The following is a 22,834-nucleotide window of genomic DNA, read 5'->3' as shown; positions in this document are numbered from 1 at the left end:
AGTTGAAACAAAGAGCCTGTCGGGCATTGTCTCAACCTTCCATTCAACTTTTTGTTAATTAATCATTTGCTCCACCCATAGATTATAGATTTGCTTCGAAAATATCGGTGTATCTTTAATCATGAAACGGGCCAGCCCACTGCTCTCAAATTGATTCTGGATAAAATCCACCGGAATCATAGAGACCGCATTTAAAACAAGAAATATACCTATATACAACACTACCATACTTAAAACGCCACCGGCAACCCAATCAGCCTGTTTCAGGACAGGCATAAATGTCAGTCCGCGCGCAAAAATTGCGGCAAAACGAACGATTAGCCATCCGGCAAACAGTATAATCAGAAACGCAACTGCCCCATAAAAGGCTTGGTCCAGCTCAAGAATAATCTCCTGATTAAAGAACACCAATTTTGTTTCCTGTGTCGCAGAAGGATAGGGAATATATAACTCTAAATGTGAGGCCAAAGCTTTGTAATTGCTCTTCGCTACCAAATAAGAAATCAGGTAACCCACACTATATAAAATCTGTAGAACAAATCCTCTTTTAGCACCGCTGTAAAATCCAACAGCTAAAATAATAAGTATCAGTAATGTTAGCATCCTGCCACCCTTTCAAGCTTAGTTTTCCTGGGTATCCTGTGTCCCTTTGTTTTGAATCTGTTGTTTCCGATTCTCATTTAGGATTTGCTGCGCTTCCATATGATTATGGATTTCAACATCTTCTTGGCCGTTTTTCTTCAGTACGCCCTTTGCTTCCTCTTCGATTGCTTCGATTCGCTTGATTCTATTTTCCAGTTCAGTAATTCTGATAGTGCGGCGTTTCAGTTCTTCAACCTCTTGCCTCAGCTTCAAAACTTCTTCCTGTTTTTTCAATTGGTCTGAAACAGCATTGACAGCTAAAAGGACGGAAGCCTGTTCGGTATTGGTCTGAGGAGATATATGCTTGATTTCAGCTAACTGTTCGTTGACAATACGTGTAACCAAGTCCATATGTTTTTTTGTTTCCTGTCCAATAATTGTATACGTATGATTCGCTATCATCGCTTTGTATCTTGTTTTATCTTTTGCCATATTTTTCTCCTCCTGTAAATAAACCCGTAAAGCTGTATTATACCATGAATCCTCTATGAGGATACGCTTCCTGAGAACAATCCTTTTATATTATATGCTACTTATAGAAAAAATTAAAGGTTTTAAAAAATTATTCTCCATTGCTTTAGAGATAACTTAACACTCTTTGCTTGGAAATAAACCAAAAATTCCGTAAAATAGGAAAAGTTGAACATATCGTCTAGCTCATGAGTGATATAGGAAAATGATTCAGTGATAAGGGACATCATTGAAATCAGTTTATCTTATCACCGATTGAGCTGATCTGTGAAACTAGACATTAGGAAAAGTTGAATGAGTTCGACCAGACTTTGAGTGATATAGGAAACCCATTTTTAATCGGCTGACTCTCCTGAATTCATTACTTTTTTACGAGTTTAGATTTTAGCTCATGGTGGCAGTCATCATCCACTCTTGAACAGATTGGTACCTGTGTCATCATCAGCTTCAATTGCTTAAGCATTATCTCTCAAGATATGTCAAAACTTTGACGTATCACAGAACAAGAAAGGAAGATTTTTATGAAAATTTTTATCTTCGGTATCGGTAAAAAAGAACAACCTGTTGCAGAGCAATGGGCTGCTGAATATGGCATTACACTGGAAACAAGTGATCAAGAATTGAATGCTGAGACCATCAGCTTAGCAAAAAACGCAGATGCTGTTTCTTTTCAACAAATGGCTGCTGTCCATGATGAAGCTACCTATCAAAAAATGGCAGACTATGGGATTCGATTTCTGTCCACCCGTTCTGCCGGCATTGATGGGCTGTCAAAGGAATACCTAAAAAAATATAACATTAAAGCAGCGAATGTGCCAGTATACAGCCCCCGCGCGATTGCTGAACATGCACTAACACTAAGCTTTATGCTGCTTCGACATATGCCAAGGCTTTTACAAAGAGAACAGCAGCAAGACTTTGTTCTTGATGGATTGATTGGCAGAGAAATTCATGACCTGACTGTAGGCATCATCGGAACCGGACATATTGGTCTAACTACTGCTGAGCTATTCCGCTCATTAGGAGCCAATGTTATTGGCTATGACAAGTTTCCAAAAAAGAATGTCGAGTCAATATTAACGTATTTGCCAACCATTGAAGCCGTAGCCGAAAAAGCAGATATTCTTAGTCTGCATACGCCTTACACACCGGAAAATCACCATTTAATTGATGAAAAACTACTACGCGTAATGAAACCAGATGCACTAATTATAAATACAGCTCGTGGCCCATTAATCGATACTAAAGCTCTTCTTTCAGCTCTGGAAGCAGGGACAATTGGTGGTGCCGGACTGGATACATTGGAAAACGAAGACCTGTATATCAATAAAACGAAAGAAGAACAGACTAGGGAGCATCCTTACATTGCCGATCTTCTTGCTCTGGATACAGTTATTGTAACGCCTCATATTGCCTTTTATACACTCGAAGCATCGAAAATTTTGATGGAGAGCTCCTTAAACAGCCTCTTAGAACTAGAAAAAACCGGACAAACAGACAGCCTAATTCCTTTAGACTAAGAAACTTAACAAATAAAACAGCAATCTGATTAAGCTTTATGAAATGGCTTAGTCAGATTGCTGTTTTCATTTTACATCTTATAGCATATCGAATAATGACAACTGATTTTCATCAGGTAAATCCTTCAATACACCATTATCATTCATATATTCAATCAGTGTTTTTGATACCTTTCCGCGGGTTGCTAAATCTTCTTTAGATAGGAACTCACGGTCCTGTCTTGCTTCAACGATTGCATTCGCCACGTTCAATCCCAAGCTTGGTACTGCACGGAATGGTGCAATCAAGGTATCCCCATCAATAACAAAGTTTTCTGCATCAGATTTATACAAATCAATCATACTGAATTTATAGCCTCTTTCCAGCATTTCATTGGCAATCTCTAAAACCGTCAGCAGGTTTTTCTCTTTTGTTGACGCTTCAAGCCCTTTATCCTGAATCTCCTTCATACGTGCTTTCGTTGCTTCTTTCCCTTGAGACATAGCAACCAAATCAAAATCATCCGCACGGACAGAGAAATATGCACAGTAATAAAGAATCGGGAAATACACTTTGAAATATGCTACCCGTAATGCCATCAAAACGTAGGCAGCCGCATGGGCTTTGGGGAACATATACTTTATCTTGGAACAAGAATCAATGTACCATTCAGGCACATTATTCTCGCGCATAGCTTTCAGGTACTCTTCCCTTAACTCATCAGGAATCTTATTCCATAGTCCTTTACGCACTGTTTCCATGATTTTAAACGCCATGCCATCATCCAATCCGGCATGAATAAGATAAACCATGATATCATCTCGACAACCAATTACCTCTGCAAGATTGGCTTCACCGCGACGAATCAGCTCTTCTGCATTCCCCAGCCATACATCGGTTCCGTGAGAAAGTCCGGAAATCTGCAGCAGCTCAGCAAAGGTGGATGGGTGTGTTTGCTCCAACATGCCCCGAACAAAACGAGTACCGAATTCTGGGATACCCAGTGTTCCGGTCTTGGAGAATATCTGATCTGAATTAACGCCGAGTACCTCTGTTCCTTCAAAAATGCGCATGACCTCAGGATCATCGGTAGGAATAGTTTTAGGATCAATTCCGGAAAGGTCCTGAAGCATCCGAATGACGGTAGGATCATCGTGTCCAAGTATATCAAGCTTTAGGACATTATCATGAATGGAATGGAAATCAAAATGCGTTGTTTTCCATTCAGCATCCTGGTCATCTGCTGGAAATTGAATCGGCGTAAAATCATAGACATCCATATAGTCGGGGATAACAATAATCCCCCCCGGATGCTGACCAGTGGTTCTCTTCACACCTGTAGAGCCTTTTGCCAATCGATCAATTTCAGCAGCCCGAAAATGTAAATTATGATCTCTTTCATAGCCCTTCACGAAACCATAAGCTGTTTTATCAGCAACCGTACCAATCGTTCCTGCTCGGTAAACATACTCTTCCCCAAACAGAACCTTCGTATAGCCATGAGCTTCAGCCTGATAATCTCCGGAGAAGTTCAAGTCAATATCGGGGACCTTGTCCCCATGGAAACCAAGGAACGTTTCAAACGGAATATCATGACCATCTTTAAACAGACGTGCGCCGCAATTTGGGCAGCTCTTTTCAGGCATATCGAAGCCGGAACCATAAGAACCGTCTTCAAAGAATTCTGAGTATTGGCAGTTTGGGCAATGGTAGTGAGGTGCTAAAGGATTAACCTCTGTGATTCCTGTCATCGTTGCTACAAAGCTGGACCCAACAGACCCCCGCGAACCAACCAAATAGCCATCCTCCATGCTCTTGTGTACAAGCTTTTGCGAGATTAAGTAAATAACCGAAAACCCATTTCCGATGATACTGTCCAGCTCTTTTTTCAATCGCTTTTCAACTATATCAGGCAACGGTTCACCATAAAGCTCTTTGGCTCTTGAATAACTAAGATTACGAATCTCATCCTCAGAACCAGGAATTTTCGGTGTATATAAGTCATCTTTCACCGGAGTGATTTCCTCACACATATCCGCAATCGCATTTGTATTTTCAATGACAATTTTTCTGGCTGTTTCCTCACCTAGAAAATTAAAAGCTGTCAGCATTTCATCTGTCGTTCTAAAATGAACCGCTGGTAAGCTGCTACGATTCAGTGGATTGGCTCCTCCCATAGAGCCAATAAGAATTTTACGGTAGACACTATCCTCTTCGTTTAAGTAATGAACGTTCCCGGTAGCAACAACCGGCTTATCCAGCTCATCACCAATTTTAATCAGGTTTTTAATAATTTCCTCTAAATCGGCTTCATTTTTAACTAGTTCCTGCTCCAATAACGGCGCATAAACCGCTTTTGGCATTACCTCAATGTAGTCATAGAATTTCGCCCGATTTTTTGCTTCTTCTACCCCTTTTTGCATCATCGCTTCAAAGACCTCACCATTTGAACACGCCGTACCAATAATCAAGCCTTCACGCAGTTTGTTTAATTGAGAACGGGGAATTCTTGGAATTCGGAAGAAGTAATTAACGTTTGACATTGAAATCAGCTTAAACAGGTTCTTCAATCCCGCTTGAGTGGTTGCCAAAATAGTTGCATGGAAAGGTCGAGCTCGCTTGTAGGAGTCACCTTCACCAATATGCATGTTCAGCTGATCGTGATAAATCATTTGATGGTTCTCTTTCGCATCCTTCAAAAATATCCAGCATAAGTGACCCGTTGATTCCGAGTCATAAATTGCACGGTGATGCTGTTCAAGATTGACACCGAACTTCTTGGACAACGTATTCAAACGATGACTCTTAAAGGTAGGGTGCAGATAACGAGATAGCTCCAACGTATCGATGACTGGGTTTTCCGCTTCCGGAATCCCATATTTTCCATTACTTGTATTCAAGAAGCCCATATCAAAGGAAGCATTATGGGCGACTAAAATAGTTCCCTCAGCAAATTCCTTAAATAATCTTAGTACTTCTTCTTCAGATTTCGACCCTCGAACCATCTCATCTGTAATTCCTGTCAGGTTGATTGTCGTTTGTGATAACGGATGCCCCGGATCAATAAACTGCTCGAAAGTCTCAATAATATTTCCTTTATGCATTTTGACTGCCGCAAGCTCAATGATTGTATCGTAAACTGCGGATAGACCTGTCGTTTCCACGTCAAAAACAACATAGGTTGCTTCACTCAGTTCAATATGTGCTTCATTATAAGCAATTGGAACACCATCATCAACGACATTTGCCTCAACTCCATAAAGAATCTTGACTCCTGCCTTTTTACCGGCACTGTGGGCATCCGGGAATCCCTGTGCTCCACCATGGTCGGTAATCGCAATCGCTTTATGCCCCCATTTTCCAGCCTGGGCTACCAAATCGCCAATATTGTTTGTTGCGTCCATTGTACTCATGTTGCTATGGACATGAAGCTCGACTCTTTTTTCGCCTTCAGGCAGATAATCTTTTCTTGATTCATGAGTGACTTCCATCAAATCCTGGGCGTTCATTACTAAGTCACGCATAAAGGTGTCTTCCTGAACGCTTCCTCGAACACGAATCCAACTTTTCGGCTTAATCGCTTCAAAAACCTGTTCATCCTTCTCACCGTTCGAAAATTTCTTCACAATAAAAGAGGATGTGTAATCGGTAATTTTCAAAATCAAGATTTTTCTCTTTGAACGCAGCTCCCGAATTTCCTTATCGAAAATAAATCCTTCAATTGTGACACGACGCTCTTCTTCTAAAATATTGGACATCGGCAGAATTGCTTCATCACTTGGGATATTTCTTCCTAGCTTAACAGGTCCATCTAATGTGCCCACGGATGCCTGTTTTTCCTTTTTGCGCTGCTCATGCTTCACAAGAGACTCGGCTGCCTGCTGTTGGAAAGCCTCTGCTTGTTCTTGCTTTCTTTCTTCAAACAACTTCAGCACACGCTCCGCCTGCTGCTGATCCATTTTAGGCTCAATATGAAACCTTTTAAACCCGTATTGGCTATATAGATTTTCAATAATCGGTAAATACTGCTGCTTCAGATAAGAGATGACCGCCTCATTGTCTACAGGTAAAATAACCTTCTGATCCTGTATAAGCGGTGTCTGCTGCTTCACCACCCGTTGAACTAACGGAGACTCACATTGATTATTCAGAAGTGCCAGCTGCCAGTAATCTACTAATTGCTGTTCTGTGTAAGCTCCACCATTCGCTGTTTCAATCGTAACAGATGTTGCAGCGATTTGTTGAAACCCAAGTTCAATATGCTGAATCAACGATTGATACAACATAACCGGTAAAATTTCAGGCATTTCCAAATGAAATTCCCAAAGTCGGCTTTTTTGGTGCACCAACACCTTCTTTATCTTTCCTTCTTTTAAGATGGGATGCTCTCTTTCAGATTCTTCTAACTGGATCTGATCCAATAATTTTTTAAATAAGTCTTGTTCTTGCTCCAAAAATCGAACCTCCTCTTACTACTATAGCTCTCTGCGGACAAAAAAGACCCTTGGGGAAAACGATGCCTTATCTTTTTTATACCTTCGTTTTATCAAAAAGATACTGTTGTAAAAAAAGCTTTTCCAGCACTCATTCTTTCCCATTTATAGGTCTGAACATTGTTAAGTATACTATTAAATTTTCGGAAATACAATCGAGCGTATACGAGAAAACACTGCCTCATTTTCCATTAAAGTCTCGCTTTCAAAGGCTCTGTCTCTCTTATTTTAAAAATGAGACTTTCTGGTGTTGCGACCTCTTTTTATCATTTATTCTTTTTATTCATGCTGAAAAGGTACCGCCCGCTATGGATTAAGACGTCCATAGCGCTTGCAGTACCTTTTATTAAAATCTATTAAAACCCTCAACCTATTTTCGTCATGCTTTGATTCTGTCTGCTAATTCCTGACGAACGGAGAGCTTCATTACAATCAACGGTGTCATTATACATATCCCAATAATCAACAACAGCGATACACCCATCGTTGCAAACGGGAAGGTAAACACGGCCATCGGTGTTGCGCTTTTCACAACCTGAAACAGGCCAAACGTTACTATGGAACCTAGTGTTGCTACTAGCACACTAGTAATTGCGGCATAGTAGAAGCCTTCAAAGGCAAGTACCTGATTTGTTTGCTTACGCGTCATACCAATACTTTCTAATATTGCAAACTCTTGCTTTCTCGCTATCAAGCTTGTGGTAATAATATTTACAAAATTCAATAGGCCAATCAATGCCAGAACGATTGCTAACGTATTTCCCAACAAGCGAAAGGTCATGATTTCTTCTCTTGCCTGTTTCAGCATATCTTTTTTCGTGATGATTTTGAAGTTTGGCTGTTCATCAATCATCGCTTTCAGTTGCTGAATAATCCCTTCCTCCTTCTGACTCTCAATGTTAAACGCTACCGAAAGCAAATCCGCGTTCGGGAACATATTCGCTGCTTCTTTGGCCATATAGAGGACTGGTCCACCGTCTGTCTGAAGTCCGAGATAGTCATTAGCAATCACGCCACCAATTGGGATAGACTGTCGACTGTTTGCTGACAACATCGTAAACGCCAATACAGGTATTTCAGAAAAATCTTCTGGGTTATTTGTTTGAACCAACCCAAATTCTCCTTTTTTGAACCCGGCTTCATCAAAAACTTCGCCAGATTCCTTCATCAATTCAGCCACTTCCTTCGTATCTATTCCTACAAGCTTTCCGATAAAATTCTCTTGATTCACTTCACTTGGCTCATGTCGACCGTATTTGAAATAATCATTGTAAGAATCGATAAAGCCAGAAAATTTTTCTTTATCATAATCGACCAAAATCGGCTCATACAAGTAGGCATGCACGTCTGAGACACCATCTATGTTTTCAATTGCAGCAAGTACATCTTCGCCCTCACCGGTTGCAGTCGATGATTGAACAATCATACTGATATCCACATCATAGGGCAAATCTTTGACAACGATCTGCTCGAAATTCATACTATCTATTGCTGAATTCACACTGATAAATAAAGTGATGCCTAGAAACATCGAAAGAATAACAGTCAGCGCACGTTTTTTATCGCGGAAGATATTTCTCCATGCCATCAAATACAGCTTTCCACCGGCTTTCGAGCGAACCTTTTTCAGCCTAACTGTTGTTTCCACATATTGAATGGCCAGAACAGGAGGCACCTTGGCAGCTACACCAGCCGGTTTGATTGAGCTAATAAGTGTTGTCATAAGAGCAAACGTGCCGGCACTGATATATATCCATGGTGCTGTAGAAACAACCACTGCGTCAGCAAAGGTTGTTGCTTTCAATGCCACAGGGACCAGCCAATAGGATAGGAACCAACCAAGTAGTAGTCCGGCCGTAATACCCACTACAGACAGAAGCAACGCTTGCTTAATGACTATTTTACGGAGCTGCTTTCCTGTTGTGCCAATTGCCTTCAATAAACCGAAAAAGCGAATATCATTTGCGATTGAAATGTACAGAACATTATAGATTAGTAAGCCACCGGAAACTAAGATAATCGAGGCAAATAAACCAATGCCTAAAAAGACAGTTGTCTTATTTTGAGACGGCTCTTTAAATGTCGACTGAATTTCCTGATAGCCTGACAGCTTAAGGTATTTTGCCAATGTCTTGTTTTGCTCCAAAACATCTCCTTGCTTATACTTTACAGACACGGTATTTTTCTTTTCCGGGTCCGGGTATCGCTCTGAAAAGCTATCAGAGACTAAAATATAACTGAGATCAGATGTCACTCGATGTGTAACATACTCCTTGTAATACCCGGATAAAACAAACTCCTGCTCTCTAACCTCTTCGTTAATCCGGACTGTCAAAGGAATCGTCATTCCAAGCTTCGGTTCTTTGATTCCTAACATAGATAATGCAGATAAGGGAACAAGTATCTCATTCTCTTTTTTGGGAAAAGCACCAGTAAAATCAGTAATTGCTTCTTTTCGAAGATTAGTCCATTCGGATTCATTATACCAGTGAAGAATCAACTGCTGCTTTTTTTTAGTTAAGTTAGGGTCTTCAACATCTCCCACTGTTCTCTGTTGCCCATAAGCTTCCAACTGATCATATTTCTTAACTAAATCATACTGTTCATCGGTCAAATCATTCATATTTGCATCTGCTACGGTTCCAACATATCGAAGCGTCTGCTGTTCATTCGCTTCAATCAAGCTAGAACCTAAGCTGATAACAGCAGTAATCAATACAGTTGTCAGAAGAATAGCCAAAACCACAAACCCATTTCTGCGCTTATTACTGATAAAGCTTTTTACCCATAAATTATGTATCGCCTTTCGCTGCTCCCTCATGACCAGTCACCACCGGTCACTTGAATCTCGGCGAGTTTCCCGTCTTCAATACGAATGACTCTGTCTGCCAATTGTGCAATCTGATCATTGTGGGTAATCATGATTACCGTCTGATTGAACTTCTTTGCAGTTGTTCTTAGCAGTCCCAACACATCTTGACTGGTCCGACTATCCAGATTCCCTGTCGGCTCATCCGCCAGAACGATTGCCGGCTTAGAGGCAAGTGCTCGAGCAATAGCAACTCGTTGCTGCTGCCCGCCTGAAAGCATTGATGGCAATGAATCTTCCTTACCGGAAAGACCTAATACTTCAATAATGCTCGTTACAAACGGCTCATCAATTTTGTTGCCATCAAGTTGAATCGGTAAGACAATATTTTCATAGACACTCAAAACAGGGACAAGGTTATAATTCTGAAAGATGAAGCCGACATTTCTTCTGCGGAAAATTGTCAGTTCCTCTTCATTCATGGCTTCAAGATTTTTCCCGGCAATTTTCACGGACCCTTCTGTTGGACGATCCAACCCGCCTAATAGGTTCAACAAAGTACTTTTCCCAGAACCGGATGTGCCGACTATTGTAACAAATTCTCTACTCTTAATCACCAGATTGACATGGTCAACCGCATGTACCTGAGTTTCTTTACTACCGTATGTTTTCACTAATTGATTTACTTCTACTATTTCCATTTCTTTCTCCTCCTCTTGCTTACAAACCTAGTATAAGCAAGGAAGCTTACTTTATAATGACAAAGCCAGCTCTCTTTCTTTCAGTTTAGTAAGAATAGAGATACCGCTGTTTTATTACTTCTGGATTCAATAATGCCATAGCCGCCTTGCTCCTCAAGAATCAACTTAACCAGATACAACCCAATCCCAGCCCCATCCTTCGTTTTCGCATTCGTTCCTCTAAAATATTTTTGAAATGCTTGAAGCTGCTCTGAGGAAGACAGTGTCTGTCCAACATTGACAATTCGTATTCTGGTATAAAAAACTAATTTCTCAATTTCTATCGTCACTTCTGATTCTTCAGAGGCATATTTTACTGCATTATCCAATACATTACTGATTGCTTCCCTCGTCCACCGAATATCATGGGTCAGCTCTATTTGTGTTTGAGCATCAAAATGAAAACGGATATGCTTCCTTTTCCCCTGTTCCTTATTCATCTCAATTGCTTGATAAACAGTTTCATTCAACAGTCCGCTTTCAGCTTGCAGCTGCATCGATTTTGCTTCAAATCTGGAAATCGTAATAAACTCGGAAATCAGCCACGATAACTTTTCTGAACTTAGTGTGATACGATTCAGAAATTCGTCATGCTCCTTTTGAGGCAGCGAAGAATCTGCCATCAATTCTGTGTACATCATGATGCTTGATAAAGGTGTCCGCATTTGATGGGAAATATCGGCAATCAGCTCTTGCGTTTTCTTCTGCTCTGCCGCAGCATTTTCAGCGTATCTTTTATTGATTTCAGCTACTCTCATCGCTTTGAAGACAAGCTTATCCTCCTGTCCCTCTTTATAGCGCAACGCTTCAAAAGGGAAATCATCTTGGATTACTTGTTCTAATAGGTCTGTTGCCTTCTCCAGCTCTTCTTCATATGCGCTCTTGTTTTTCCATAGAAGCAACATTAGCATACACACGGTACCAAGTAATACAGCATAAATCAGCATGTCATCCCTCCTTTTCCCAGATGTAGCCTATACCTCTGATTGTCTTGATGTATTTTGGCTTTTGAGGGTCATCTTCAATCTTCAAGCGAATTCTTCGAATATTAACGGAAAGAGTATTCTCATCTATAAATTTCCCTTGTTCATCCCATAACACGCTAAGGATTTTTTCCTTTTCTAAAACAATTCCTCGATTTTTGATGAAATAGCTGACGATACGGTATTCTGTTGCACTCAACAATACCTCTTTATCATTTTTCAATAAACAGTTACGCTCTATATTGAGCGTAAAGGGTGGAACAATAACTTTTTGCTCATAAGACTCTGCCCGACGGAAAACAGCAGCCACCTTTGCTTTTAAAATGGCTAACGAAAATGGTTTAGTGATATAGTCATCCCCGCCGACAGCTAGTCCTGCTACAACATCCGTTTCCATATCCAGCGCTGTCAAAAAGAAGAGCGGCGTTTGGCTGATTGCTCGAATAGCCTTACACAGCTCCAAGCCGTTGCCATCAGGTAAATTGACATCCAAAATGACTAAGCTAGGCTGTTCGTTTTTTAGTTTTTCAATTGCACCACTTACCCGATCATGGCTGATAACTACATAACCTTCTTGCTCCAAAGTAAAGGAAATTCCTCGACGTAAATGCTCATCGTCTTCTATTAATAAAATTTTTTTCATTTGTATGCCCTCATTTCATTGGTTACTATCATTATACTGAAAAAAGGTCAATTCGAAAGCTAACCTGATAAATCATTTCCAAGATTTTCATGACTAGGTAAAAAAACAGCCCAAACCACTATAGAATGATTTGGACTGCTCGTTCATTATTCTGTTTCAGTATTCAATAAGATAGAGAGTGTGCTTGCAAGCTCTTCTTTACGAACCTCCAGCATTTCTCCTGTCTTCTTGATTTTGACTTCTACAACACCGTCAACAGCTTTCTTACCGACAGTGATTCGAATTGGACAGCCGATTAAATCAGCATCCGCAAATTTCACTCCCGCACGTTCATTACGATCGTCAACCAGCACTTCATAGCCGGCTTCGTTCATGGTTTGCTCAACTTCTTGAGCAAGCTTCGTTTGATACTCATCCTTGATGTTCATCTGAACAACATGAAGATCAAATGGTGCGATTCCTTTTGGCCAGTTAATGCCATTTTCATCAGCATTCTGTTCAACGATTGCTGACAGAAGACGACTCACACCAATACCGTAGCACCCCATGATTACAGGAGTCTCTCTACCGTTTTCATCTAGTACGTTAGCTCCCATAGATTCGCTGTAGCGTGTTCCCAGCTTGAAGATATGACCAATCTCAATTCCTTTCGTAAAGGCTAGAACACCATTACCATCAGGGGACGGATCACCTTCCTGAACAAAGCGCAGGTCTTCGTAACTGATTGGGTTGAAGTCTCGCTCAGGATTGACATTTTTCAAATGGAAGTCGGTTTCATTCGCACCGGCAATCGCATTCCCCAAATCCTGAACATGAAGATCCGCATAAAGCTTCACTTCTTCTGCTAAGCCCACAGGACCAATCGAACCAAATGACGCACCGATATATTTCTTCACATCTGCTTCAGTTGCTTCCTCCATGAAATCTGCCCCAAGGAAGTTCTTCAGTTTGATATCATTGACTTCGTGGTCTCCGCGAACAAGAACCATTACTGGTTCTTCATCTGCAATGAATAATACAGATTTAATGATTTTTTGAGGTTCTACCTCAAAAAAGTCAGCCACTTCCTGAATTGAAGCAACATTTGGTGTTGCTACTTTTTCCAGCTCCTGTTGGCTTTCGTGAGATTTTTTGGCAGAGTACAGACTAGAAGCCATTTCCAGATTGGCTGCGTAATCACCTTCTGTGGAATAACAAATCGTATCTTCACCAATATCTGAAATGGCCATGAACTCTTTCGAGTCCTTTCCGCCCATTGCACCACCGTCACCAATAATCGCTCTAAACTCCAAACCGCAGCGCTCGAAAATGGCAGAATATGCTTTTTCATAATCTTTGTAAGACTCATCCAAGCTATCATCTGTTGCATGGAAAGAATAGCCATCCTTCATAATGAACTCTCTACCACGAAGCAAGCCAAAACGAGGACGTTTTTCATCACGGTATTTTGTTTGTATTTGGTATAGGTTTAGAGGAAGCTTTTTATATGAGTTAACTTCATCTCTAATCAGTTCAGTAAATGTTTCTTCATGGGTAGGTCCTAATAAGTATTCTCGTTCATTCCGGTCTTTCAAACGATATAGGTTTGGACCATATGTCTCATATCTTCCGGACTCTTTCCAAAGCTCAGCGGGAAGCAGCGCAGGCATCAGCATCTCTACTGCTCCGATTTTTTCAAATTCTTCACGCATAATCGTCTTCAGCTTTTCCAGTACACGATTTGCTAATGGCAGATATGAATAGATTCCTGCAGATACCTGACGGACATAGCCCGCTCGCAACAGCATCTGGTGACTCAATACCTCTGCATCATTTGGTACTTCCCGTAAAGTTGGTATTAACATTCTTGACTGTTTCATTAAAATTCTCCTTTGTAAGAAAAGCAGATAGACTTATCAAGTTTCCCAATAAACTTGTGGTCAAGTCGTTCCCTTCTTGACGCCTCTCTGCCTTACTAAACACTTATTTAGGTTTGATTGTTCATATAAAGAGTACGTGGGGTTCCCCATCAATTGCTGAATATCATATTAGAAAAAGAAACGTTGGATATCATTCCAAGTCACTAAAATCATCAGCACCATGATAAAGCCGACACCTACCAGCGTAATAATCATTTCTTTTTCCTGACTTAGCGGTTTCCCTCTAATTCCTTCAAAAATATTCAGAACCAATTTACCGCCATCTAATGCCGGAATCGGCAGCAGGTTCACAATACCCAAGTTCACAGATAGCATAGCCATTAGTAAAATAATCGTCTCAATTCCTGCTTTCGATGCTTCAGAAGACATCTGATACATCATTACAGGTCCACCCAATTTATTCAAATTGAAATTGGTAAATAATGAGCCCAACGTTTTAAATATCATAGTGGAATTACTGATTGTTTCTGTAAAACCACCGAGAAGCTTATCTGTCAACTCAGTCTTCTTGGGGGCTGCGACTCCGATTTTTCCAGTATCTGAATTATCCGCTTCCGGAGTAACAGTGATCGTTTGAGTTTTGTTATCACGTTTTACTTCAAAATCAAGTTCCTTTTCCGGATTTTCTTGAATCACGGTAATCATACTCTGCCAATCTGTGATTTTCTCACCATCAATAGAAAGAATTTCATCATTTTCTTTCAGACCGGCTGCAGCTGCAGCACCACCTGGCTGAATCTCTCCGACTTTATTGGTATCAGTTACAGTGACACCACCATTCATGAACACACCAATCGTGAACAAGATAAATGCCAAAATGAAATTATTCATCGGTCCGGCAAAATTTGTCAACATTCTCTGACTAAGCTTTGCTGACTGGAACTGAACATCCACCGGTGCAATTCGTACTTCAACACCGTTAGGCTCAATGATGTTAGCATCGTGATCCACATGATATGTTATTTCCTGTGACTCATCACCATTTTCATAGCCTTTGATAAACAGCTCTTTTTCCAAGTCATAGTCCAACAACTCAATTGGAATGCTATTGGGGAGTTGGATTTTCTTGCTTGTATTGATTTTTACTACCTTATTCTCCTCATCGACGACCAGCGACAGCATCATCCCAGGCTTCAGCTCCACCTCGTCCTCTTCGGCTCCGGCCATACGAACATAACCGCCGACCGGTAAGATTCTTAGCGTGTACGCTGTACCGTCCTTTCCTTGGTGAGAAAAAATCTTTGGACCCATCCCAATAGCAAACTCGCGAACCAAAATTCCCGCGCGCTTTGCAAAGAAGAAATGACCGAATTCATGTACAAGAACAAGAATTCCAAAGACGATAATAAACGTAATGATTGTTTTCATAAGTTTCCTTCTTCCTCTATCCAGCTTTCTACAGTTTTACGAATTTCTTTATCTACAGCAATAACATTGTCTAATGTAACTGGCTGTAGTTCTTTATGAGACTCAACAGCTTTAGCAATCAGCTCTTCAATTTGCAGATAGGAAATCTTTCCTGCAATAAAAGCAGCTACAGCAACCTCATTGGCTGCGTTGAAAACAGTTGGATAAGCGCCGCCAAGTTTACCTACAGTAAATGCAAGCTTCAACATTGGAAAACGTGTCATATCCATTTCAGCAAAATTTAATTGACTGATTTGCGTCAAATCAAAGTCCTTTTCATTCTTTATAGGCAATCTTTCGGGGTAAGTCAACGCATACTGAATCGGCTCTCGCATATCGCTTGGACCCAATTGGGCAAGGTAGGCCCCATCTTGAAAAACAACCATTGAATGAACAATACTTTCCTTGTGCAAAACAACTTTTATTTTATCATAACTCATATCAAATAACCAATGAGCCTCAATGACTTCAAGGCCTTTGTTGACCATTGTAGAAGAGTCCACAGTGATTTTTGCACCCATTGACCAGTTAGGGTGATTTAGCGCTTGTTCCAAGGTTACCGACTTCAAGTCTTCACGAGACAAATCTCTGAAGCTCCCACCGGAAGCTGTAATAACCAACTCTTTAGCATTTGCAGCTGAATGCTGGCCTTCCAAGCATTGAAAAATGGCTGAATGCTCACTGTCAACTGGTAAAATCGATACATTGTTTCTTTTCGCAGCAGCCATAACCCACTCACCGGCCATAACCAGTGTTTCCTTATTAGCTAAAGCGATATCTTTCCCGGCCTCGATAGCTGCTAGTGTAGGATGTAGGCCTATGCTTCCCGTTACAGCTGTCAGAACAACATCAATTTCCGGAAGCTGAGCGGCTTCAATCATGCCTGCTTCACCAACACCAAAACGAATGGTTGGATAAAGTTGCTCCAGCTCTTCCTTGATTTTCTCAGAGCCTACGCCAACATATGCCGGAGAGAGTAAATCAATCAGCTCTTTTCCCTTTGTCACATTTGAATGAAATGTCAGGGAAACAATTTGAAAACGGTCGGGATATGCAGTGACCACATCCACTGTACTGGTTCCTATAGAGCCTGTCGCTCCTAATAATGCTATTTTCTTCATAGTAGAAAGAAAAACTCTGAACGGTCAGAGTTTTCGCACCTTCCCTTCCTTGGTTTTAAAACAGTCCGAGCAAATGCATGATCGGAAAAACAAAAAGCAGGCTGTCAAAGCGATCCAAAATCCCGCCATGTCCCGGAAGAATTTTACCTGAATCCTTAACATCGTAATATCTCTTAATAGACGATTCAACCAAGTCACCAAATTGACCAACCATTGAGAAAATAATTGTCAGTACAATCATAACTGGCATCTCATACGTAAAGGCTTCTTTTCCAGGTACAAAAGCAATATAGAGAACTGCAACAACAACCGCAGATAAAATACCGCCAATGGAACCCTCAATCGTTTTGTTCGGTGAAACCGCAGGAAACAGTTTTCTTTTCCCGTACTTTCTCCCAACCATATACGCCCCGATATCTGTTGCCCAAACAACAAACAAAGCGTAAAGTAAAACCACTAAGCCGGAGCTTCTTGCCGCAACAAAATTCTGGAAGCCGACACCAACATACAAACTGACAATTACAGGAAACCCTGCTTGAGAGATACTATACGTATTTTTTGATGCAACTAAGGCACCCAATAATATCATGACCATAAAATAGAAAAGCATAAAATTATCTGTTTTCTCAGGTAAAAAGAAAAACCAGCGCTCTTTCGGGAGAATCAGGACTACTGCTGCAAGTGATGCAACAATCCCCTCAAAGCTCAGCACCTCAAGTCCCTTCATTCTAAATAACTCATAGACACCAACTACCGCTAAGGCAGCTGCCGTCACTTCTACTGCTATCCCTCCGTAAACGATGATTGGAATAAACAAGGCTAATGCAACGACTGCAGTGATGACACGTTGTCTCATTTGTTCTCCTCCTTATCCTCTTTTAGTCCACCGAATCTTCGATTTCTATTCTGGAATGAAGCAATCGCTGCTTCCAATAATGCGCCATCAAAATCAGGCCATAACGCATCTGTAAAAAAGAACTCGCTATAGGCAATCTGCCATAATAAAAAGTTGCTGATTCGTTCTTCTCCGCTTGTACGAATCATCAGCTCAGGATCTCGCAGCTCCTCTTTTAGAAAAGCCGTCATCAAATGATTGGAAACAGTTGTTTCATCAATCGCTTGCGGCTCCAGCCGTCCTTCTTTTACTTCTTCAGCAATTTCCTGTATCGCTGTAACAATTTCCGCTCTTGAGCCGTAGTTCAAGGCAAAATTAAGAACCATTCCTGTATTATCTTTCGTTTGTTCAATTGCTCGTGCTACAGCATCTTGGGTATGCGAAGGTAAAAACTCTTTATAGCCCATCACTTCAACACGAACATTTTCTTTGATTAGCTCAGGAACAAAAGTATCGAAAAAATCTACCGGCAGCTGCATCAGAAAGTTTACTTCTTCTGATGGGCGTTTCCAATTTTCCGTAGAGAAAGCATACAGGGTTAAAACCTTCACGCCTAAATGACTGGCATGCTTGGTTATTTTCTTAACCGTGTTCATCCCTTCTTTATGCCCTGCAATTCGCGGCAAACGTCTGTTTTGCGCCCAGCGTCCATTGCCATCCATAATAATTGCTATGTGCTTGGGAATCTTTCCTTCTTTATCAAAAGTGTACTCGTACTCTTCTTGTATATATTTGTCTTTCTGTGGAAAAAAACGAAACATACATTTTTCCCTCCAATTTTAGAATCTATCTCACCTATTATATCAATAACTTTCAGAAAAACCTATGCAAAGAGCAAATTTTTCTCAATTGTTAAGAAAATGAAAAGGAGTGATTGACATCGACTGCAAAGGCTTGCCCTATCAGACTCATTGCATCTGATTATCAACACTCCTCTACAGTTGAATCTTCAACCACTCCACTTCACTTCTCCTAAGAAGCGTCCAAAGCTTTTCAGCTTTTTCATTATTGCTTCATACGTTGGTAGAACACAACGGATAATTACTCGTTATCTGTGTTCCCATCTTGCGCTTGCGGCGTGTTGTTGTCTGCAGCCGCATCTTGATTCTGTACATTCCCTCTGCTGACGCCTAGTCGAATTACCGCGTTTGTCGCAACAAACTCATTGTACTGGCTCATTTCGACAACCGTGCCTTTCGTTACAGCTGAATCTACATAATATACTTGATACGTAATTCCAGCCCCTTTTGACTGATACTCTTCATAAAATACTTTTTGAATTTCTCCTTCAAGGGTACTGTTTCTTAAATCTCTCATGAATGGTTTACCAATAGAATAAACTAGCTGGATAGCAGGACGTTCTGCCTCCTTAAAGCTTAGCCTGGCTTCAACAGACTGACTGATGAACCCGCCATACGGGACATTATCATTGTAAATTTGTTTCACAGATACATTATCTGCATTTCCTTCCGCTTCCTCCATTGTTAGATGAGAAAAATCAGGAACAACATACGCTTTTCCGATGGAAATCACTACCGGGAATTTATCCTTTTTAGCCACTTTTGTTCCTTTGCCGATTTCCTGAGAAATCACTTTACCAGCTTCTACTGTATCTGAATTACTTTCAGAAGCTTGGATTGTCAATTCATTTTTCTTTGTCCATTCCTCTACTTCTTCTTTGGTTTTCCCAGCGAAATCAGGAACTTCAATTGTCTTTTCCAAGACTTCGGCACCTTTAGAATAGTAAACCTTAGCTTTATCTTTTCGTTTATAGGTTTCAGCCGTAACATCCTTTGAGACCATCTCAAGTTTGATGAACTCACCAGCTGCTTTTGTCTCGTTATTTTCTTCAATAACACTTAGATTATCGGCTTTATTTGTGACAATCCATTCCTTCAGCGCAGCTGCTGCCATCGTATTGAAATCCGGTAATGGGATATTTTCTTCAGGATCAGGACCCAAACTCGCATTAATAGTCAGCTCCGACCCTTTTTTGATTTTTTTCTTCGTTACACTTTGTGAAATAATCTGATTTGTCTCTTTGTCAAAATCATATACCTGTTCCACTTTCAAAACAACGTCATTCTCAGCAGACCACGTTCGAGCATCAGAAAGCTCTTCTCCGGTAAAATCCGGAACTTCCACATGAGTAAACTGATAATACGTAAAGTATCCGCCAATAATCACTGCAAGTGCAATAACGGCCAATACGATATATTTTATTATTTTCTTTCGACGATAGCTGGGATCAATTTCAGTCAGCTCCTCACCAGGTGCCACAGAAGATGACCGCTCCGGTTGAGGTTCTACACGAGGCTGTGTTTTATGCTGCTGCCTTGTGGGACTTGCAGCTTTAACAGGTGCCTTCTGTTGAGCTGGTTGAGGCTGTGCCGTCTCCAACTCTTCTTCCTGCTCCTCTGCTTCCCTTCGAGCCTGCCGAGCCTTGCGCTCCTGCTTCTTGATTCTAAGCAGCTCTTCAACAGACAAATCTGCATACTTATCTGCAGACTGACGAGTCTCCTGTTTTTCTAGCTCAGGCTGAGCATCAGACTGCTCCTCATGCTGTATCGATTTTTTCTCAGCTGCCGCACTTGCTTTTTGTTTTTCTTTATTTTTTTCATACAGTTTATCTTGACGAGTCTTTTCATAATTCCCGCCTTGAAAATTAGACAGAAAATCACTCATAGCGTTTCAACACACCTTTTTTCAGATAATAGGTTTCATCCGATTCTTTTGCAATATCATTCGAGTGGGTAACAACGATGACACATTTGTTATGCTCTCTTGCCAGCTTTTTGAAGATAGCAACAATTTCCTGCTCCATCTCTTCATCCAGATTTCCGGTTGGTTCATCCGCCAAAATAATATCGACATTCGTAGACAATGCTCGTGCAATTGCCACACGCTGCTGTTCTCCACCTGAAAGCTGGTTAACAAGACGATCAGCTTTGGCTTTCGTGATTCCGATATAATCAAGCAAATTATACGCGACCTCTTTTTGATTGTCAGGCAGCTTATTATCTGTAATTGACATTGCCACTAAAACATTTTCGACAGCGGTCAAATAAGGAACCAAGTTATAGCTTTGGAAAATGATACTGATGGCATCTCTTCTATATTTGTCATAGCCCATCGTTTTGATATCTTTCTTTTTGAAAAGGACCTGACCTGATTGCGGTGTATCCAATGCACTAATCAATGAAAGGAACGTCGTCTTCCCAGAGCCTGATTGACCTAAGATTGTATAAAACTTGCCTTTTTCAAATGCTACATTTGTATCTTTTAAAATGAAGCGGCGCTGGTCACCGTCCTGATAATAGTAGTTCAGTTTTTTGGTTTCAAGTATCGCCATTATGTTTGCCCCCTACATCATGATTTTTTTAGGATTCAGTCGAACAATATACAGTAGTGGTACAATTGCAGAAAGTAATGTCGTTGCTAAACCAACAACTAAATAAGTTACAATGTACGCTAAAGAGAATTCTACTTTATATGAATTCATGATATCCGCAGATGTTAAATCAGAAACACCTAGAGAAGAACCCACATAATACATCATATCTGTTGCTTCATTTGCCGTGCTTAGAATATCACTGTTCAATAAAGAATCAGAAACAATTTTCCCAAGGAAGTTCCCGCTGATTAATGACAGCACAAGAGCAATCCCGCTGATTAGCACCATCTCAATAATAATCTGTCCCATAACATGACTGCGTTTGTCTCCTAATGATAGATAAATCCCAAGCTCATGCTTACGATCCCTCATAAAGAGTAGAACAACCAGAGAAATAATTAACAAGGCTGCAGCAACAGCAATCGTCACAACATAAACGGAAATCTTAGAAAGACTCTTCATGCTGCCGCCGATTTGGTCGTATTGATCGGTTGATGCTTTTACAGCATACAACGGAGGCAACAATGGTTCTGTCTCTTCTTTAAACGCTTCGACATCATCCACATTCTTCAACACGTAAACAGGCGTATAGTACTCATAGGTTTCATCTTCAACTCCTGCTTCTGCCATTGATTCGGCATAGGTTGGAGATTCTTCCATATATTTTTCAGAAAATGCTTTGTCATTTTCAATAACTACTTTATTAGGCATATAGATTGTATTCATTTGTTCCATAGACAAATATTGTTGCTGATCCATCGCCATATTGTTTGAATCATCATCTGATCCATCTTTCACTTCAACCGTCACCGGTTCAAATATGCCTATTATCTCCACAGGAATGTCCATCTTGAAAAGCTCTTTTGTTTCGCCGCTTTCTGCATAGTCATTGGCCACACGATCAATCACCATTTGATCTCCTACAGACAACCCATTCGCCTCAGCAACACCCGATGAAATTAACGCTACATTCTTTCCATTATCAATATCATCTTGTGTAAAGACAGTTCCTTCGATTACTTTGATGTTTTTTTCTTCCACATCAAGAATCTTAGGATAGTTGGAGCCCTTCAGGTTGAACCCGCTGCTGCCATACATATTTTCTTCATCCATTGAAGCTGTTTTCAAATCCTTCGTTTCTGCCCATGAAACGGAATTGTAATCGTAATATTTTACATATGGAGACTCACCGATTTTTTTGATTTTCTCTTCGGTAAGATTCTCAATTACGAGTCCTTCTTCCATAAATTTATCTTGGTTATTTTCATAATCCAATTCAATAGTAGCCATTCCACCTAACTGGCTCTTAACATTTTTTTCTACATTTTGAGTTGATTGCTGGATTGCAATCGCTCCGGCAATAACATTACCCAGAATAAAAATAACAGAAAACAAGATTATTGATTTTCCTTTTTTTCTGGCTATGCTAAACAGGGCTCGTTTTATAAAATTCACATTTTCATCTCCTTGTAGTAGATATTTTCCATTTACCCTTCATTATTCCATAATCAAAGACGAGTTACAATGCTTTTACCAAAGAAATCTACCAAAAAGGAACAAGAATAAAAAAAACAATTATCATCAAAAAATAAGAATCAAATCAATCATCATTAAATATAAAAACAGGATAAAATGATAACAAAAACAAAATTTAATTTTAATTTATACTTTACATAAAGTAATGATAATTTCATAAGTAATTATCCACCCGCATAGCGGGTGGCTTTTTAATAGCCCTAGAAGGGCTCATTACTTGCTGCTCCCTTCAAGGGAGCTTTTTAAGAGACCGCCAACCGCTATCTCTCTATTTTTTTCTA

General features: G+C 40.4%; 16 protein-coding genes. 1 reads left to right on the top strand and 15 read right to left on the bottom strand.

Annotated features, from left to right (window positions below; all coding sequences use genetic code 11):
- Positions 1 to 54 precede the first annotated feature (54 nt).
- Both IW510_RS20455 and zapA read right to left on the bottom strand, forming a co-directional pair.
- Positions 55 to 603 (bottom strand): CvpA family protein, encoded by a 549-nt coding sequence (locus tag IW510_RS20455; RefSeq protein WP_202062899.1) that lies wholly within the window; start codon positions 601 to 603, stop codon positions 55 to 57.
- A gap of 18 nt (positions 604 to 621) precedes the next feature.
- Positions 622 to 1,074, bottom strand: a complete 453-nt coding sequence (gene zapA / locus IW510_RS20450; protein WP_202062897.1) for a cell division protein ZapA — start codon at positions 1,072 to 1,074, stop codon at positions 622 to 624.
- Positions 1,075 to 1,634: 560 nt separating this feature from the next.
- On the opposite strand from zapA, the gene IW510_RS20445 reads away from it, so the two are divergent.
- Positions 1,635 to 2,633 carry an NAD(P)-dependent oxidoreductase gene (locus IW510_RS20445; RefSeq protein WP_202062887.1) on the top strand — a complete coding sequence of 333 codons (999 nt, stop codon included), beginning with the start codon at positions 1,635 to 1,637 and terminating at the stop codon, positions 2,631 to 2,633.
- 78 nt (positions 2,634 to 2,711) lie between these two features.
- Here IW510_RS20445 and IW510_RS20440 read toward each other — a convergent pair whose 3' ends face one another.
- The 13 genes from IW510_RS20440 to IW510_RS20380 all read right to left on the bottom strand — a co-directional run bounded on the left by IW510_RS20440 (position 2,712) and on the right by IW510_RS20380 (position 22,472).
- A complete protein-coding gene (locus tag IW510_RS20440; protein ID WP_202062886.1) occupies positions 2,712 to 7,067 on the bottom strand; it encodes a PolC-type DNA polymerase III in 4,356 nt (1,451 codons plus the stop codon).
- Between the two features lie 418 nt (positions 7,068 to 7,485).
- Positions 7,486 to 9,927, bottom strand: a complete 2,442-nt coding sequence (locus tag IW510_RS20435; protein ID WP_202062884.1) for an ABC transporter permease — start codon at positions 9,925 to 9,927, stop codon at positions 7,486 to 7,488.
- Complete coding sequence (locus IW510_RS20430; RefSeq protein ID WP_202062882.1) at positions 9,924 to 10,616, bottom strand: ABC transporter ATP-binding protein; 693 nt, start codon at positions 10,614 to 10,616, stop codon at positions 9,924 to 9,926. The genes IW510_RS20435 and IW510_RS20430 overlap by 4 nt, the downstream gene beginning before the upstream one ends.
- Positions 10,617 to 10,696: 80 nt before the next feature.
- Complete coding sequence (locus IW510_RS20425; RefSeq protein WP_202062880.1) at positions 10,697 to 11,602, bottom strand: sensor histidine kinase; 906 nt, start codon at positions 11,600 to 11,602, stop codon at positions 10,697 to 10,699.
- 1 nt (position 11,603) lies between these two features.
- Positions 11,604 to 12,281 (bottom strand): response regulator transcription factor, encoded by a 678-nt coding sequence (locus tag IW510_RS20420; RefSeq protein WP_202062878.1) that lies wholly within the window; start codon positions 12,279 to 12,281, stop codon positions 11,604 to 11,606.
- 146 nt (positions 12,282 to 12,427) lie between these two features.
- Complete coding sequence (locus IW510_RS20415) at positions 12,428 to 14,140, bottom strand: proline--tRNA ligase (protein WP_202062876.1); 1,713 nt, start codon at positions 14,138 to 14,140, stop codon at positions 12,428 to 12,430.
- Between the two features lie 168 nt (positions 14,141 to 14,308).
- Positions 14,309 to 15,568, bottom strand: a complete 1,260-nt coding sequence (rseP, locus tag IW510_RS20410) for an RIP metalloprotease RseP (protein ID WP_202062874.1) — start codon at positions 15,566 to 15,568, stop codon at positions 14,309 to 14,311.
- A complete protein-coding gene (dxr, locus tag IW510_RS20405) occupies positions 15,565 to 16,728 on the bottom strand; it encodes a 1-deoxy-D-xylulose-5-phosphate reductoisomerase (protein ID WP_202062872.1) in 1,164 nt (387 codons plus the stop codon). Before dxr ends, rseP begins: the two co-directional genes overlap by 4 nt.
- 55 nt (positions 16,729 to 16,783) lie before the next feature.
- Positions 16,784 to 17,584, bottom strand: a complete 801-nt coding sequence (locus IW510_RS20400; protein WP_202062870.1) for a phosphatidate cytidylyltransferase — start codon at positions 17,582 to 17,584, stop codon at positions 16,784 to 16,786.
- Positions 17,581 to 18,384, bottom strand: coding sequence for an isoprenyl transferase (locus IW510_RS20395; protein ID WP_202062868.1), 804 nt, complete (start codon positions 18,382 to 18,384; stop codon positions 17,581 to 17,583). Before IW510_RS20395 ends, IW510_RS20400 begins: the two co-directional genes overlap by 4 nt.
- Before the next feature lie 280 nt (positions 18,385 to 18,664).
- A complete protein-coding gene (locus IW510_RS20390; RefSeq protein WP_202062866.1) occupies positions 18,665 to 20,308 on the bottom strand; it encodes a PASTA domain-containing protein in 1,644 nt (547 codons plus the stop codon).
- Positions 20,301 to 20,975, bottom strand: a complete 675-nt coding sequence (locus IW510_RS20385) for an ABC transporter ATP-binding protein (protein ID WP_202062864.1) — start codon at positions 20,973 to 20,975, stop codon at positions 20,301 to 20,303. The genes IW510_RS20390 and IW510_RS20385 overlap by 8 nt, the downstream gene beginning before the upstream one ends.
- A 12-nt stretch (positions 20,976 to 20,987) precedes the next feature.
- On the bottom strand, positions 20,988 to 22,472 hold the full coding sequence (locus tag IW510_RS20380) for an ABC transporter permease (RefSeq protein WP_202062862.1): 1,485 nt from the start codon (positions 22,470 to 22,472) through the stop codon (positions 20,988 to 20,990).
- Positions 22,473 to 22,834 lie beyond the last annotated feature (362 nt).

This window comes from Enterococcus sp. BWR-S5 (genome assembly GCF_016745255.1).
In the GTDB taxonomy this organism is placed as follows: Bacteria; Bacillota; Bacilli; order Lactobacillales; family Enterococcaceae; genus Enterococcus_L.
This window is presented reverse-complemented; position numbering and strand designations above follow the sequence as displayed.